Genomic DNA, 15774 nt, shown 5'->3' with positions numbered 1-15774 from the left:
AATCACCCCAAGGCAACAAAGGTAATTATAGCCTTCGATTAAATTTTTGTCAATGTTTTTTCTTTACACCTAAAAACGTGATTTTCATTTTATTTTTTTCCAAAACACTTTCTTCATATTAGCTTACCCAGTTCAATCCTATTACAATCTCCGCTTACCATTATTATGAACGAATATCTTATTATGGTAATTTTTGCTATAATACGTTTACTGTAAAATTTACCATGATATTAAAAAAATAAGGAGATATTTACTCATGAAATCTGTTGGTGTAATTGTTGAATATAACCCATTTCATAATGGACATGCCTATCATTTGCAAGCAGCAAAGGAAACAGCTCATGCTGATCTTGCTGTAGCTGTTATGAGTGGAAATTTCCTTCAACGCGGTGAACCTGCTCTAGTTTCTAAATGGTATCGGACAAAAATGGCTCTCCTTAGCGGCGTTGATATTGTCCTAGAACTTCCCTATCAATTTGCTACTCAAAAGGCTGAAACCTTTGCAAATGGTGCAGTCTCGGTTCTAGATGCCATCGGGTGTCATTCACTATGCTTCGGAAGTGAAAGCGGTGATATTTCAACCTTCAAGCAAACAGTCGATTATATGGAGCTGCATAAAGATTGTTTAGATGAAAAAATAAAAATGAATATCAAAACAGGTGTAAGTTTCCCTAAAGCATTATCGTTGTCTTTTCAATCATTGTCAAGTACTGAAAACCTATTAAGTTTAGATAAACCAAATAATATCCTTGGTTTTCATTATGTAAAAGCGCTAAAAAAGCAAAAAAGTTCAATCATTCCACTTACGATAAAGAGAAAAAATGCTGATTACCATGATGAACACTTTGCCACTGAGACCATCGCAAGTGCGACAAGCATACGAAAAGCACTCTTTACTTCTAACAATAGCTCCATTGAACAATATGTACCTAATACAACAGGCACATTGCTCAAAGAATATTTAAATGAATATGGGAATTTTCATGAATGGGAAAATTATTGGAGTTTTTTACGTTTCCGCCTGCTCCATAGCAGTCCAGAAGAACTAAGAGAAATTTACGAGGTTGCAGAAGGAATAGAAAGCAGATTAATAGCAGCAGCACTAGAGTCCTCTACCTTTAAAGAATTTATGGAAAAAGTAAAAACAAAACGCTATACTTGGACCAGAATTCAAAGGATATGTGTCCATATCTTAACCAATACAAAAAAAACAGAAATAAGCGGTACTTTAGAAAAAGCTTCTTATTTAAGACTATTAGGAATGACAAAAAGAGGAAAAGAATACTTAAATAAAAATAAATCACAATTTAATCTTCCACTCATTTCAAAACTATCAGCTTATAAAGAAAACGATATTTTACTCGATATTAAAGCATCACGTGTTTATTCCTGCGGGTTAGGAAAACAATATGGGAACATCCTGTTACAACAAGAATTTAAACAACCGCCTATTTATGTAGAATTAAAAAGATGATGCCTCCCTGAGGCACCATCTTTCTTATTTCATAGGTAATTTCTGCAAGTAATTAATCGCATCATCAATTAAGTCTACCGGGACAATCTTCATTTTGGAATCAATTTCAATTGCTGTCTTAACCGCTAAGTTGTAATTGGAATCACTGATTCCCTTTTCATTTGGGGCAAAGAAAATTTCTGCTCCTGCCTTGTCTGCAGCAACAATTTTTTGGTCAATCCCCCCAATAGGTCCAACTACTCCTTTGGAATCAATGGTCCCTGTTCCTGCAATTTTGTAGCCTTTCGTAAAGTCCTCTTCCATTAACTGGTCATAGATTTCTAATGCGAACATCAATCCTGCCGAAGGGCCGCCAATCTCGTCTGTCTTAACGCTTACCTTTGGATTCACAATGATTTCTTTATCATCAACCAAAGAAATCCCAATACCAACCTTCTTTGGTTCCTCTTTGAAAGCCTGAAGCGTAACTTTTACTTTCTTCGTTTTGTTATTCCTCATAATCGTTAATTCTACTTGATTGCCAGCCTTTTTGCTGCCAACAAATTCGATAAAGCTTTCAGAAGATGTAAATTTCCGACCATCAACCTCAATTATACGATCGCCAGGAAGTAATTTTCCCTCTGCTGGCATATCAGGTACTACCTGAACAACGTAGACACCCTTATATTCGTATTCAACTGGATAACCGGCCTTTTTATAAGCTACTTCAATTGCATTCAGCTTCGAACCTGCCATCATGTGAAGTTGCCTTGCGTTGTATTCATCCTGCGTTTCCGTTTCATGTAAAATGTCATCCACAGGATAGAGTTCAACATAGTCAAAAAGCATAGCCTCCGCATAAGAATAGATATTGGCTCTTCCCATTCTTACAGTTGTAAGCATAAAGCTGCCCTTACCTTCTTTTCGGTCGTCTACCTGAATGATGGGGGCTAGTTCTTTGGCAATACCTGGTTTTGATACATAATAAGGTAATGAAAAGAAAATGCCCGCAATCATCAGCAATGCTATAACTATGGAAGAACCTGTAAATATTTTTCTTCTCATAGCATTTTACCCCTTCCATCCCTCTATAACATATTTTATTTGTTCTATTTGTTTTTTTGTTTCTTCTTCTCCAAGAGTAATGATTTCGTCGATATTTGTAAATGCACGGGAGCTATATACCTCAACTGGCGGACGAATCATGATATCAGAAGCTATCTCACGATTAATAAGGATTTCTGTTTGCATAATATCAATACTCTGCATAATAACATCATAAATAGAGGTGATTTCCGCATTACGCTTTACCCTCGATACGTCAACAGCAATCACAATATCTGCACCCATTTCTTTCGCAACGGATACTGGAACCCTATCTGACACTCCACCATCCACCAGGATTCTTCCGTTATATTTTTCAGGGACAAAAATTCCAGGGATAGCTATACTTGCTCTGACAGCCTCCGCCACGGGACCTTGCTTAAACACAACTTTTTCACCAGTAAGTAAATCGGTTGCTACAATGCCTAAAGGAATGGATAAATCCTCAATATTTTTACCGTGAGTAAAAACCCTAATAAAATCCTTCACCCTTTTCCCTGCAATAAAGCCCATTTTCGGAACAGTAAAATCTAAAAAATATTTTCGTTTAAATGCAGTTGATAATTTATATAAACGGTCGATTTCAATGCCTGCCCCATAAAAACTGCCTACTAGTGCTCCCATACTGCTGCCGGCGATTATATGAATAGGAATTCCAGCTTCCTTCAAAACTTTAATGACTCCTAAATGGGCAAATCCCCGTGCTCCGCCAGAACCAAGTGCTAATCCTATTTTAGGACGCTCCATAGCATTCCCTCCTTTTCATAAGCTTTAAAAGCATTATGACAATACAAAATATGTTAGGGGAAATCTCGTTCAATCTTATGGTCTAATTTAGCGTTCTATGAGTATATTTGTGTTATATGGGGACAAGGCCTGATGATTAAACAAATGAATAATCCTTATTTTAACATTATTTATTTATACAGTATAACAAAACCCTCGGAGAGGAGGCTCTTTCTTTGCTTCAATCTAAAATAAAAACCCTATTTTTATCTATATCTGCTATCATTTTAGCTGGTTCCATGATTGCATATCCTAAGGAGTCTTTTGAAGCCTCCATCCGTGGACTTAATATGTGGTGGGAAATTGTTTTTCCATCATTGTTACCGTTTTTTATCGTATCTGAAATGTTAATTGGGTTTGGGGTAGTCAAGTTTATTGGTGTGTTATTAGAGCCGCTCATGAGACCTTTATTCAGAGTTCCTGGTGTAGGCGGGTTTGTTTGGGCAATGGGAATGGCTTCTGGATTCCCGGCAGGTGCTAAGTTGACTACAAGGCTGCGCCAGGAAGGTCAGTTAACCCAAATTGAAGCAGAAAGGCTTGTTTCCTTCACAAACTCCTCAAATCCATTATTTATCTTTGGCGCGGTTGCAGTTGGTTTTTTCCATAACCCTCATTTAGGAGTCATTTTAGCATTGGCCCATTATTTAGGAAATATTTGTGTGGGTCTTATGATGAGGTTTTATGGCAGGGAAACCCCCGATAAAGCGAAGGACAAACAAGGAAAATTCATACTAAGGTCTGCTTTCTCAGCACTTCATCAAACAAGAATAAATGACAACCGCCCCATTGGCAAACTTCTTGGCGATGCCGTAAGTTCTTCCATTCAAACTTTGCTAATGGTTGGAGGATTTATTATATTATTTTCAGTTATCAACAAGCTTCTCTTTCATCTACATATTACTGCTGCGCTCGCAAAAGGTTTTGATCTTGCTCTTTCATCATTATCATTTCCTGATATGCTTAGTATTCCTTTCATTTCAGGATTATTTGAAATTACAATGGGAAGTGATTTAACAAGCCGGGTCGGGGATGCTACTTTACTCCAGCAGGCGATTATTACAAGCTTTATCCTAGGTTTTAGCGGTTTTAGTGTTCAAGCGCAGGTAGCCAGTATTTTAGCACAGTCTGATATTCGCTTTAAACCGTTCTTCTTTGCAAGAATCGCACAAGGGATATTCGCAAGTTCTTTTGCTTTTATTTTGTGGAAACCCATCTATGTTCGGTTCTATCAAACAGAACAGCCATCTAACGCAATCCCGGTTAGTTTTTTTGAAGAAGGTACATGGATGCATACTTTATACCATAAAATTATTGAACTTGGACCAATCATTACCATCCTTTCCTTGTCGCTATATGTATTGCTCTTGTATTTTCAATCAGTAAGGACACCAAAAAAGCCTTAGGTTCCCCTGAAGGCTTTTTACGTTATCTGTTAAATTTTTTATCTAGTGCATTTTTCACAATAGGTGGTACAAGCTCTGAAATATTGCCATTGTATTTTGATACTTCCTTAACAATACTAGAGCTTAAGAAAGAATATTGGCTATTAGTCATAATAAAGAATGTTTCAATTTCATCATTTAGCACTCTGTTCATGGAGGTTATTTGCATTTCATATTCAAAGTCTGAAACCGCACGTAATCCGCGAATGATAGCATTCGCATTAACTGACTTAGCATATTCAACAAGGAGTCCAGAATGTTCGTCGACCTTTACATTTGGAAGATCCTTTGTTACTTCTTTTATTAGACTTATCCGCTCCTCAACACTGAAAAGCGGGTTTTTTGATGAATTATTCATGACACTCACATAGACCATATCAAATACCTTTGCGCCTCTTCTGATGATATCTAAATGACCAAACGTGATTGGATCAAAACTCCCAGGACAAACAGCAATACTAGCCACAAAAGACTCCCCCTTATTCCTCACTATGCTGCGAATAAATTGTAATCGCAATCATTCCATACTTTTCATACTTATAGTGTGAAAATTCCCCTGCACTTACTGGTAATTCAACATCATGACTATGTTCGCAGATTATGTAACCGCCATTTTTTAATAACCTATATTCCGAAATCTTTTGCATTAAACTGAGTAACTGCTGCTTTTTATACGGCGGGTCTAAAAATATGTAATCAAAGTGAATTTCCCTTTTTACTAAGGCTTTTAATGCTCTGTCTGCATCATTCCGGTACACTTCCGCCTTATCCTCCATCTTACATGCTTGGATATTCTCATGGATGGTTTGAATCGCCTTGGCATCCCGGTCGACAAAAATGACTTTTTCTACACCTCTGCTTAGCGCTTCCAATCCTAATCCACCGCTGCCAGCGAATAGGTCCAGTCCTAATCCACCTTCAAAATATGGTCCAATCATATTAAATAAGGCTTCTTTTACTTTATCAGTTGTTGGTCTTGTTGTATTTCCAGGGACAGCTTTTAAGGCTCTTCCTTTACAAACTCCTGAAACGACTCTCAATAATTATCACCACAATTTTTTCTATATTCTATTTTTAACATTATCCTATCATAATTGACTAAACTAGCCAACTTGTCGGATTATTTTACGAAAAATTATTTTAAATACGTATAAGCTTGATCGTTGTGGAAATAATGTAATTAACAACATCAATTCGAGGATGTTGTTGCCAACCGCGGAGAAGACTTACGTTTCCCCATAAGTTCTTCCTCCGGTTTCTCCTCTCCCTTTGCCTTCTATCCTTTATCGAGGATGTAGAAGGACCCTGCAGATGTATGTCTGCAGGGTTTTTTCTTTTGTTTAAAGCTTTATGTCCAAAAATATGATAAAGTATGGAATGAATTCTTAAACAAAGGAGAGTTATCTTTGATACAACGCTTTATTGAACTAGGTGAGGGTTATTCGGATATATATGAGTTACTTGAACTAGCAAGGGCTAATCAACACCGGCTTCTTCATATGATGGCATTTCATACAGAAAAGAATGATAAGCAAGTGACATCTCTTGCAGTCGTTTTGCAGCTCACAGATCCTGGAAAATTCCAAGCACTTTATATTTGCCGTGAAGGTATCCCTAATCCAAACTTTACTCCGAATAAAAGATATGATTTATTTCAGCAGACTGCAGAGGAACTTGGAAAGCAAATCATTCAATTATCAGTTAAACCATCTTCCATTTTCCATGAAAAAGACTTGTACTATCAACATTTAATTGCAATATTGAGACTAAATCATTATATAAAACCGTTACATTAAAAAAGCTTCAGCGCGTTTGCGCTGAAGCTTTTTTATATACCCATTTTATAATCATATTCTTTTGCTTTATCTGGTGATGAATTTTCAAATTCCATCTTTAAGAAAGGCTTATATGACGGTTCTACTTTCTTAACAAATGAAAAGGAATTTATTTTTTCCATAATCACATCAAGTTCATCTTGATTACAATAAAGTACAACATATTTTAATTTTTTTGAAACGTAATGAACATTTCCAAAACGTCTTAACATCTTTGCTTGCTTTAAGGAATATAGCCAAATAACCAATCCTTGCCTTTGAACGAACATACTTATTTTCCCCTTCAATAAACCATCATTTTAATAAGTCTAGCATATTAAAACTCTCTTTTTCAATTCAAACTTTACTGATGATTCGGTAATTTTACCAAAACTCCAAAGGATAATGGTGATTCATATGGATTTAGAGCCAATTTGGCAGCAATTTATTAAGAAACTCTCAACGAATAAAAGTATTACAAATGTACACTGGAAAAAAATAACTGGAATCCCGTTTTTATATATTATCATAACCCCTAATTTATCTCAGCAGACTCTTGAGGAATTCATTATCAAGTGTTCCATTGTAGCAATGAAGGGTCACCGGTTGCACAGTGAAACAATTTTTGTGCGGCAGGATGGCGTTCTTATGGTTTATCGGCACCGGTTTTATGTACCTCAAGAAAAAATGTTTTGCTGCGGGAACCTATGCGTTGATTGTACGCGGTTAAAAAGGTAAAAAAACGGCTTAATCAGAATTAAGCCGAATTTTTATGCTGAGCAACCGCAGCTTCCACCACCGCCACAGCCAGCGCCATGGGAATCAGAATGGAAAAATGGGTTTCCTGTAGGAACCTTAATATGTTTAGAAACTGCCCCGCCCACTTGCATACTGATTTCATCGAGCAGATTTTGCAGGTCATTTTCCGCTAATTTGAATTCAGCTACATGTGGATCTAAGTCCATATCCCGTTTATATTCACGAATTTGACTCATTACCCTTTTATAATCTGGATGGTATTTGCCAAACCGCTGCACCTCTTCATAAAGCTCCTTAAGGTTTACAAAACGGTTAATCTTCTCTTGCGTTTCTTTATTCGACTGCATCTTATATAGGCAAATCTGATATTGTTCTAAAATGTCAGATTCAAAAACCATTTGTGCTAATTCCTCAGCGTATTCTAATAGTTCTACTCTTTCTGATGTAGCTAGCATGTAAGCCCACCTCCATTCACATTTTAACATGAATGTATGCTGAAAGTGAAATAAACTATTACTTAGGGATATTTACCAAGAACTCATTTGTTAATCCGTACGATTTGTTGTGCAAATCTACAACCTCCAATTTAATCTCACGTTCCCCTGGAGGAAGACCTTTAATGATAAAGGCTGCTGCGTTTACCTCCTTCGTTCTTTTCCCATCTACCCATACTACCAGCTTACCTACTTTCTGACCCTTTTGATCTGATTGCCGAAAGCTGATTCCAGATAAAATACATTCAACAAATACATCTTTGCCATTCGTTTTGGATTGAACAAAAAACGAGGGCGCCTTGTCCGAATATTCACTGAATACCGGTGATGCAGTTGAACCTTGGAAGCCAGAAAGAATACTAACGAAGAATATAGAAAGAATGGTTAATTCCATGTACTTTTTCAAATCATCACTCCTTTTACCTGTATTGTTCACCTCGTTTATTTTTTTTACTCTTTACTTTTTAAACGAAAAAAGACCACTAGCTAAGTGGTCCCTCATCAATCTTGGTCTTTCATAGACTGAAGCATGTAAAACATCATGGATGCCATTTGTACATTATTTGTAAATTTCTCAACCTTGTGTGGAATGGTTTTTTTATAGTAATGAAGTGACTCAATTTCTAAAGTCTGCAAATCATAGGGGTTCCTAGATAACTTTCGATACCATAGCGGCTGTTCTCGTATAAATTTCTTTAATTCTTTTTGGCCATTTAAATATTCTAGTACATCTCTTCTCATGGAAACTTTCCCTTCTGTTAGTCTTTACGAAATGAAAAAGGATGTTTGTGTTCAACTTTTAATGGGGCCTGTTTAGGTTGACTGCCCTGAAATTGGGAAAGTACGCCTTGAATAGCCCCTAGCGCTTGACTTAAGTTATTAACATAATGCTGAATTTGATTGTGATCCATTTTTTGTACGGTTCCTAGGATTGTTGATATCCAGTCTCCATTTTTCTCCTCTTCCTTTTCAGCACTAGGACTAGTTTTAACCCCTAATGTTTCCCAACGATTATCTTCTTCTCCAAGTAGATACCAATCTTCATATAACTCCTGCCAAGTTGAATTCCCATTCCGTACTTCCTTAATTAACGCCGGGTTGTTTTTCACAAACTCTTTAAATTTAATCACGGAAGGATGTAAATTTCTTTGCATAATACTTCACCCCTGCCCAAATCCAATGTGCCTATTATACGATATGTGCTAAATTAAAAATTGTGAAAAAACTACTTGCTGTAAAAATTATATTTATAATGGTAAGATGACTTCAGAATGAGAAACGAGAGAGGGATTACTGATGAAAGATGCACTACATCAATTATTAAACAATTGTATTGAAAAAGGATCTGAAGAGGATTTAGATGCACTTGCCTATTTATTAGAAGGATTTCAAAAGAAAATTGATAAAAAGTATACACAATATATTGATGGGCTCATACATATGGAGAGAAAAATAGATAAAGAAAAGAAAACCTGTGAAATCACTGTGCCATTAAATGCCGTTTGGAATAATTCATTAGATATGGTTCATGGAGGAATCACTGCCACTCTGCTTGATACTGTTATGGGGACAGTTATAAATGCCATCCTCCCAGAAGGTTATGGAGCGGTAACAAATCAATTGAATATCCATTATATTGCTCCTGGAATAGGCGACTCACTCCTTTGTAAAGCTGAAATCATTCATCACGGAAGCAAGACGGTTGTGATTTCAGGAGAAGCTTTCCGCTCGGACGGAAAAAAAATAGCCCATGCAACAGGAACGTTTTTTATTATTCAAAAATAGGGTAAACGAGGAGAAAGAACAAAATGGTTACTGCGGTTGTCATTCCCATTCTTTGCCTTTACTTCTTTTGGATTACTAGAAAAGAAATGAAACTAAATGATAGTAAGTGGCTAGCAGCTGCTGATGTAGCAAAAGAAGCGGTTCTGACCGGTGAAATAAAAAGTATTAACCAAGAAAAACAACGTTTTTATTATCATCGGTACATACTTTTATATGAACTTACAGTCCAAACCGAAACAAAATTAATAAAAGCTAAAAAAATAATCCCTATCAGAAATAATATTGAAATTGATACTTTTTCGGTTGGCGAGGTATTAAGAATATATGGCAGCTGGGAAGGAAATCATTTTCATTTTAACGAATACCAACTGGTCCATATAGATAAAAAGTAAAAAGGTGACTAGCTAGTCACCTTTTTACTTTTATCTAATCCTCAGATTTTTGAATAAAGTTTTGTGTATAATATTTTTGATACACTCCAATACCTAGGTGAGTGAAATCCTCATTTAATAATGACTCCCGGTGACCTTTACTATTTAACCAGCCCTCGGCCACTGCAGGACCATCTGTGTAATTAGCAGCAATATTTTCACCAGCAGACTTATAGGCAACTCTAGCAGCCTCTAGTCTATCGGAAAGACTGCCAAACTTCTTAGAGGTATGGGAGAAGTCATTGTTATCTGACATATCCTTACTATGACCATAGGCTACTTCTGATGTCTCCTCATCCCATTTTAAACTTTTCACATTATGCCTTATCCGCATAACATTGGTGATATCAAGTATTTCTTTCTCAGTTCCTTCCTCAATGACTCTCCACATCTCTTCGCTAGGCTCAAGCGCTCCAATTAATTCACCGCTATAGACTAGTTCGTAAGGACGCTGTTTAATTAAGGTTTCATCGTTCAAAAAGCGTACACTGGAGAGGCTGCCAGTAAATTTGTCTATATATAATTGGGCAAAAACATCTCCCAATTTTATTAATGGACGAATATTCAAATCAGTATCATTCAATTCAAAACGATAAGAATTCCCCTTAAACTCAATATCTATATTTGTATCAATTGACTGCGTATTAAAAATTCCCTCAATTGGCTGTCCAATTTTAAATGGTGAAACATCCAAATTATCGCCTATTGCAAATACTGTTACCACTTTGTTATTCTCCACACCAACCTGGATATAACGGGAGTAGTCAGTATTATAAATATACCATTGATACCCATATAAAGATTCATCAATTCTTTGTGGTTCACCTAGGATTCCTTTTAAATAGGTGAGATTTTGACCAACGAGTAAGCCCATACCACTGGTTGGATGTTCACCAGACGTTTTCTCTTGGATATTATTTTCCCGATTTTGATATAATGAATTGTTCATTTCTAACGTATGTTCATCAGTAATTAAAACTTCATTATCGCCATTTTCATTTATACTTGCATAAAAACCAATGGTTACGAAAATCGACGCTAGGATGAGGATTCTGAAGAGAGTACGCAGTTGTATTCACCCTCTCTATTACATTTCATTCATAATATGTCTTATTTTAATAATTATATCACCATTATCATTGTAAGTAATAGAGAATATTAAACTTGTCAGAAAAATATAATTTATGTAAAAAAACAGATACACCATTTTGATGTATCTGTTCTTCCTATTAGTGTTGTACCCCATTATAATTTTGCTCTGAGATTTCTGTAAGTGCTTCTTTCGCTTGATCATCGGTCAATTCTCTAATTGCAAAATCTCCCAGAGAAACAATACCAATTAATTTATCCCCTTCGACAACAGGCAGCCGGCGAATTTGGTTCTCTGCCATTAAATTTGCCGCCTCCTTGGTTGTAGAGTCTGCAGATATTGTTACAAGTTTACTACTCATAATATCTTCCACTTTTGTAGAACCTGGGTGTTTTTCAGCAACGCCTCTCACCACGATATCACGGTCGGTAATCATACCTACAAGCTTATCCTTGTCAACAATGGGAATAGCTCCAACATTTAATTCCTTCATCTTTACTGCTACTTCAAAAACATTATCCAACAACGTGCAACACTCTACATTATCTGTCATAATATCACGTATCTTTTCCAATTCTACGCCCCCATTTTTACATAGTTTTGCTTTACCATTTTCTTATGTTTACCAAAAAGGAATGATTTATTCGATGATGTATTCATTGCAAGTTTACACATTTTCAACTATTATTAAATTGAATTAATTTGCTTAGGTTAGGCATTGTTTCTAGGAGGGACTAATTATGAGATTCGAGAATACTGGCTATGAAAAGATGAAAGCTGATTTAAACCGTTTAGATGATGTAATGCTTGAGTACGGTTTAGTTCGAGAAGGTCAGTGGGATTACGACCGTGTTACATACGACCGTAAGTTTGAGTTAAAAGAAGGAACATTTTACTTACGAGTTCAAGGCTTTGCTGTAGAAGGAAATGTTGACTCTAATAAGGCAGTTATCGAGTTAATAACGCCATTATTAGGGAAACATTATTATCCTCACGGAGTAGAATATGGTGAAGGGGAAAACTTCCCAACATCGCTAGTAAATCAATGCAAGAAAATTCTTGAGGGTGTAAAATCCGAAGTTGATAAATTTGCTTTGTAAGCAAAAAGACGCATGAATACCATTCATGCGTCTTTTTTATTTAGGCTGTGTTAAAGCTGAATGTTGATTTTACTTTGTTTGGAAAATAAGCGGAGAATTTCCGTTTAAATTGGTAAATACCCATATTTCCTTCATAATAAGCGGAGAATTTCCGCTTATGGTATCCAAATCATTGGATTTTGTCTTTTTTAAAGCAGTTAACCGGAATATTTCCGCTTATATCGACTTCTTAAGGTTCCTTTATATCAATAGCCGGAAATTCTCCGCTTATGAATGATCAATCCTACACGAAAATCAACAATAAATAATAACACAGCCTATTTAAAAGAAATCATAAAAATATGGTTTGGTTTGTGGGAATAGTTCTTCTAAGACTTCTATTTCTGTTTCTTGACACTGTATGTAACCTAGTTCAAATAATTCTGCAGGGCGTTTGTAACCAAATAGTAACGCGGTCAATGAATTAATATCTAATCTTACACCCCGTTTAGGAGGCTGAACACAATTACTTCCTTGCTTGTCTTTATAAACTTTTACTTCTCCATCACTAAGGAGATAGGTGCCATTATTCCAAGGCGCATATTCATCTTCAAGGTGGAGGAATACCTTATTATTGATGTTATTAAAAGGCAATTTATTTAGGCATTGCTCAGCATCAACAACACGTGCCATAAAATAGGGAGTAACCTCCATCTTTACTTTTGGTTGATGCATGATAAATGGCAAAAGCTCATGGTTTGAAGTTAGTATGCTGACGTTATCAACCATAGAGTCATGCTGACAAATAAAATTCCACAATCCGCACCTTGCCTCTCTATTTAACGCAACAAACTCTTCAACTGCCATTTTACGCTCTTTTACTTCAAATAAGATGTACCCTATTGGTTCATCATTTTTGTTGTAGTAAACGGCAATCTGACCCTCACCATAAATGTTATTCTTCCACCACGATTTCTCACGAACAAGCATCCCCATATAATTATTACTGTACTGAGCATAAACGGCTTCTATATCAGGATGATGGCTGTCTTTTGTAAACCGCTTAATGGAGCCAGGCTGATTTTCTAAAAACTTAAGATCCTTTTTCTCAATAAGCAGCTTCTTATTTTCAGTAAATACTTCCCAGCCGAATTTTCGGTAAAAGCCAATATCAAAGGGGTGTAATAGTGAAACAATTTGCTCTTCATGACGCATTCTTTCTAATGCTGTTATTATTAACCTTTTTACATACCCGTTTCTTCTAAATTCAGGATATGTTGCAACCCCTGCTATACCACCCATTTTCCATTGTTTATCCTTTATATTAATATGATAAGGAATTATATGAAGCTTGGCACAAAGACTATTATCCTCCCACGCTCCTATTACTGTATGTCGTTTTAGCATTTCTAGTCTTTGTGCAACACTTTCCTCAGGTACTTTGTATTGAAAAGCATACATTGATAGCTTAAGTGATTCTAGATAATCCTTTTCCTCTAGTTCTCTGATTTCCAAGTCCATCACTCCCTTTATTAAAATATTTCTCTTAATACCCAGAAATTCCTTTCATAATAATACAAAAAAGTGCCATTGCAGGCACTTTTATATTCCTAATATTGCTTTTATCGTCGAGGTTGTTTCTCCTCCCGTGTAAAAAACATAAAGTAATAAGTATACGGCCACACCAGTGATAGCTGTAAAAAACCAAATGACACTTGTAATCGGACCTAGCTTTCGATGTTTGGTTAAGTTATTTTTATAACCTGTATAGAGTGTCACAATTCCAAAAACTGCTCCAGTGGTTGCTAAAGTGATATGAAAAATTAAAAAAATCGTGTAATAAATTTTTAAATTGTCTGGACCGCCAAAGGCCGTATTTCCAATAAAAATAGTTCTTGATGCATAGATGATAAAGAAAATAAGTGCAAATATTGCAGCTGTAAACATTGTCTTTTTATGTGCTTCTATTTTCCTTTGTTTAATTTGCCACCAGCCAATCGCTACCGTAATCGCACTTAAAACGATAAAGCTGGTACTTATCGTTGGTAATATTGCTAGGGAATTCATGGAATTAGCCTCACTTTTTTATATTTTCTACAATAATTTTAGTTTAGTTATCCCTTTTTTTCAATAAAAAGAAAATCTCCCAGTCAATTGGGAGATTTATTCGATAAGCGAAGGCTTCAGAGTCGACTGGTTCAGCTCATTATCAGAGTCAGCCTTATCCTTTCGGTACCATTCAAAGAATACATGTCCTAAGATTACACCATAAACAATTTCTTGAATAATCTTCATTAAAACTCCACCGAGCTGCTGATCATGTAATAATGACATCGAACTAAATAACTCTGGACCACTAATGCTCAAACCTGCAAATGTTGCTGGTCCCACACAAAGACTCATCACCTGTGCCCATACTTCGGGATCAGAATAGGTTGCATAGATGGAGCCGGGTGCAAATATGATTAAGGCACATGCTGGAGTAATTAAGATACCATCCGCAAAAATATAACCAACCTTTTTTAATCCACTTAATCTTTGATGTTCTGGAACGGGGTTTATTAACGGCCACCACATCAAAATCGCAACAATAAAAAGAAGAGACGAGTAGCCAGCATGGAACCAGAAGTTTTGCATAACGCGATCAAAAATCATTGGTATATGATAAAAAGAAAACAATCCATTAAAAACAATTAATGCTATAAGTGGTTTTGTGAAAAACTTAAACAAAGCATTAATTAGCCTTACTTCGAAAAGCTTTCTCCAAATCCAAACCGGAATACCAAAGATAAATATTGGCGGTATGACAAGCACTAGGACTGCCATTTGAATCATATGGACGTAAAACATTAAATGAGCCATTAAATCTAATGGAGACCCTTTTATAGCATAGATTAGTGAAATCGATAGCAAAAATAACCCAGCTTGCTTCATTGTTAGTGGTTCACTATCAACAAACTTGCGGCGGAATTTAATTGTAATTAAAAAGTATACTGCAGTTATTGCAAGCAGACATAATAGAAAGTACGGGCTCCAAAGTGCCTTAAAGCCAAAAATACCTAATGTAAGCACCGCATATCACCTCTAAATAGTAGTTAAATCATAATTATATTATATACGTTATTCGACGTCGGACAAAGAAATAAAACAAGTTTCCTATAAAAAGAAAATCGGCATACGCCGATTTTCTTTACTGTTTACCACCAAATAATTGTTGTAAATGTTAACACTGTCACTAAGCCAACAAGCAAGCCTGAATAAAGAAACAAAGATGGTGCCTCATGTCCTTTATGACTCATATGCATGAAATAGTAAAGCTGGAAAATAACTTGAACAATCGCTAGTAAAAGAATAAACGGCACGATAAACCAAGCCGAAAATCCTTTAACAGCTACTACAGCAAAAGCGATTAACGTTAAGAAAATCATCAAAGCAAAAGATACAACTTGATGTCTCATTTCTTCAGCGCTTTTTTTTCGACGATATTCAATGTCAACTCTTGGATTCCCTGAATTTAATTGTGAATTTGCCATCAGT

21 protein-coding genes are annotated in these 15774 nt (G+C 35.9%); 6 read left to right on the top strand and 15 right to left on the bottom strand.

What is annotated here, in order from left to right; genetic code table 11:
• Positions 1-256: 256 nt before the first annotated feature.
• Positions 257-1474, top strand: coding sequence for a nucleotidyltransferase (locus tag ACY3XC_RS08525; RefSeq protein ID WP_464868177.1), 1218 nt, complete (start codon positions 257-259; stop codon positions 1472-1474).
• Between the two features lie 24 nt (positions 1475-1498).
• Here ACY3XC_RS08525 and ACY3XC_RS08520 read toward each other — a convergent pair whose 3' ends face one another.
• Together ACY3XC_RS08520 and ACY3XC_RS08515 are read right to left on the bottom strand one after the other, a co-directional pair.
• Entirely contained in the window at positions 1499-2518 is a 1020-nt protein-coding gene (locus ACY3XC_RS08520) for a SepM family pheromone-processing serine protease (RefSeq protein WP_464868176.1), read from the bottom strand.
• 6 nt (positions 2519-2524) lie between these two features.
• Positions 2525-3304, bottom strand: coding sequence for a patatin-like phospholipase family protein (locus tag ACY3XC_RS08515; protein ID WP_179160944.1), 780 nt, complete (start codon positions 3302-3304; stop codon positions 2525-2527).
• 215 nt (positions 3305-3519) lie between these two features.
• Here ACY3XC_RS08515 and ylbJ point away from each other — a divergent pair, with 215 nt between their 5' ends.
• A complete protein-coding gene (gene ylbJ, locus ACY3XC_RS08510) occupies positions 3520-4746 on the top strand; it encodes a sporulation integral membrane protein YlbJ (RefSeq protein ID WP_464868175.1) in 1227 nt (408 codons plus the stop codon).
• A 22-nt stretch (positions 4747-4768) separates the two neighbouring features.
• Here the strand turns inward: ylbJ and coaD are convergent, their stop codons facing one another.
• A complete protein-coding gene (gene coaD, locus ACY3XC_RS08505) occupies positions 4769-5251 on the bottom strand; it encodes a pantetheine-phosphate adenylyltransferase (RefSeq protein WP_464868174.1) in 483 nt (160 codons plus the stop codon).
• 13 nt (positions 5252-5264) lie between these two features.
• A complete protein-coding gene (rsmD, locus tag ACY3XC_RS08500; protein WP_464868173.1) occupies positions 5265-5825 on the bottom strand; it encodes a 16S rRNA (guanine(966)-N(2))-methyltransferase RsmD in 561 nt (186 codons plus the stop codon).
• A gap of 366 nt (positions 5826-6191) precedes the next feature.
• Between rsmD and ACY3XC_RS08495 the strand changes: the two genes are divergently transcribed.
• The gene (locus tag ACY3XC_RS08495) at positions 6192-6581 is read left to right on the top strand and encodes a DUF7147 family protein (protein WP_464868172.1); all 390 of its coding nucleotides are present in this window, start codon (positions 6192-6194) and stop codon (positions 6579-6581) included.
• Positions 6582-6613: 32 nt separating this feature from the next.
• On the opposite strand, the gene ACY3XC_RS08490 is transcribed toward ACY3XC_RS08495, so the two are convergent.
• From ACY3XC_RS08490 to ACY3XC_RS08470, 5 genes are all read right to left on the bottom strand, one after another.
• Positions 6614-6889, bottom strand: a complete 276-nt coding sequence (locus ACY3XC_RS08490) for a YlbG family protein (RefSeq protein ID WP_179160949.1) — start codon at positions 6887-6889, stop codon at positions 6614-6616.
• A gap of 480 nt (positions 6890-7369) precedes the next feature.
• Positions 7370-7813 carry a YlbF/YmcA family competence regulator gene (locus ACY3XC_RS08485; protein WP_179160950.1) on the bottom strand — a complete coding sequence of 148 codons (444 nt, stop codon included), beginning with the start codon at positions 7811-7813 and terminating at the stop codon, positions 7370-7372.
• A 58-nt stretch (positions 7814-7871) separates the two neighbouring features.
• Complete coding sequence (locus ACY3XC_RS08480) at positions 7872-8258, bottom strand: hypothetical protein (RefSeq protein ID WP_464868171.1); 387 nt, start codon at positions 8256-8258, stop codon at positions 7872-7874.
• Between the two features lie 95 nt (positions 8259-8353).
• Positions 8354-8593, bottom strand: coding sequence for a YlbE-like family protein (locus ACY3XC_RS08475; RefSeq protein ID WP_179160952.1), 240 nt, complete (start codon positions 8591-8593; stop codon positions 8354-8356).
• Positions 8594-8610: 17 nt separating this feature from the next.
• Positions 8611-9009 (bottom strand): YlbD family protein, encoded by a 399-nt coding sequence (locus ACY3XC_RS08470; protein ID WP_464868425.1) that lies wholly within the window; start codon positions 9007-9009, stop codon positions 8611-8613.
• Between the two features lie 139 nt (positions 9010-9148).
• Here ACY3XC_RS08470 and ACY3XC_RS08465 point away from each other — a divergent pair, with 139 nt between their 5' ends.
• Together ACY3XC_RS08465 and ACY3XC_RS08460 are read left to right on the top strand one after the other, a co-directional pair.
• Positions 9149-9637: a PaaI family thioesterase gene (locus ACY3XC_RS08465; RefSeq protein ID WP_464868170.1), complete on the top strand. Its 489-nt coding sequence runs from the start codon at positions 9149-9151 to the stop codon at positions 9635-9637.
• A 23-nt stretch (positions 9638-9660) separates the two neighbouring features.
• Positions 9661-10029 carry a hypothetical protein gene (locus tag ACY3XC_RS08460; RefSeq protein WP_464868169.1) on the top strand — a complete coding sequence of 123 codons (369 nt, stop codon included), beginning with the start codon at positions 9661-9663 and terminating at the stop codon, positions 10027-10029.
• Between the two features lie 34 nt (positions 10030-10063).
• Here the strand turns inward: ACY3XC_RS08460 and ACY3XC_RS08455 are convergent, their stop codons facing one another.
• The gene (locus tag ACY3XC_RS08455; protein WP_464868168.1) at positions 10064-11017 is read right to left on the bottom strand and encodes a CAP domain-containing protein; all 954 of its coding nucleotides are present in this window, start codon (positions 11015-11017) and stop codon (positions 10064-10066) included.
• Positions 11018-11297: 280 nt separating this feature from the next.
• Positions 11298-11732 (bottom strand): CBS domain-containing protein, encoded by a 435-nt coding sequence (locus ACY3XC_RS08450; RefSeq protein ID WP_179160956.1) that lies wholly within the window; start codon positions 11730-11732, stop codon positions 11298-11300.
• A gap of 166 nt (positions 11733-11898) precedes the next feature.
• Here ACY3XC_RS08450 and ACY3XC_RS08445 point away from each other — a divergent pair, with 166 nt between their 5' ends.
• Complete coding sequence (locus ACY3XC_RS08445) at positions 11899-12258, top strand: YugN family protein (protein ID WP_179160957.1); 360 nt, start codon at positions 11899-11901, stop codon at positions 12256-12258.
• A 321-nt stretch (positions 12259-12579) separates the two neighbouring features.
• On the opposite strand, the gene ACY3XC_RS08440 is transcribed toward ACY3XC_RS08445, so the two are convergent.
• The 4 genes from ACY3XC_RS08440 to ctaF all read right to left on the bottom strand — a co-directional run bounded on the left by ACY3XC_RS08440 (position 12580) and on the right by ctaF (position 15770).
• Positions 12580-13758 carry a GNAT family N-acetyltransferase gene (locus ACY3XC_RS08440; protein ID WP_464868167.1) on the bottom strand — a complete coding sequence of 393 codons (1179 nt, stop codon included), beginning with the start codon at positions 13756-13758 and terminating at the stop codon, positions 12580-12582.
• 81 nt (positions 13759-13839) lie between these two features.
• Complete coding sequence (locus tag ACY3XC_RS08435) at positions 13840-14304, bottom strand: DUF420 domain-containing protein (RefSeq protein WP_179160959.1); 465 nt, start codon at positions 14302-14304, stop codon at positions 13840-13842.
• Between the two features lie 96 nt (positions 14305-14400).
• Positions 14401-15309, bottom strand: a complete 909-nt coding sequence (ctaG, locus tag ACY3XC_RS08430; RefSeq protein WP_464868166.1) for a cytochrome c oxidase assembly factor CtaG — start codon at positions 15307-15309, stop codon at positions 14401-14403.
• A gap of 125 nt (positions 15310-15434) precedes the next feature.
• Positions 15435-15770 (bottom strand): cytochrome c oxidase subunit IVB, encoded by a 336-nt coding sequence (gene ctaF / locus ACY3XC_RS08425; protein ID WP_179160961.1) that lies wholly within the window; start codon positions 15768-15770, stop codon positions 15435-15437.
• Between the last annotated feature and the right edge of the window lie 4 nt (positions 15771-15774).

Source organism: Bacillus sp. CZDM1, from assembly GCF_055502545.1.
Note: the sequence above shows the minus strand (reverse complement) of the source record. Positions and strands in the feature narration are given on the sequence as shown.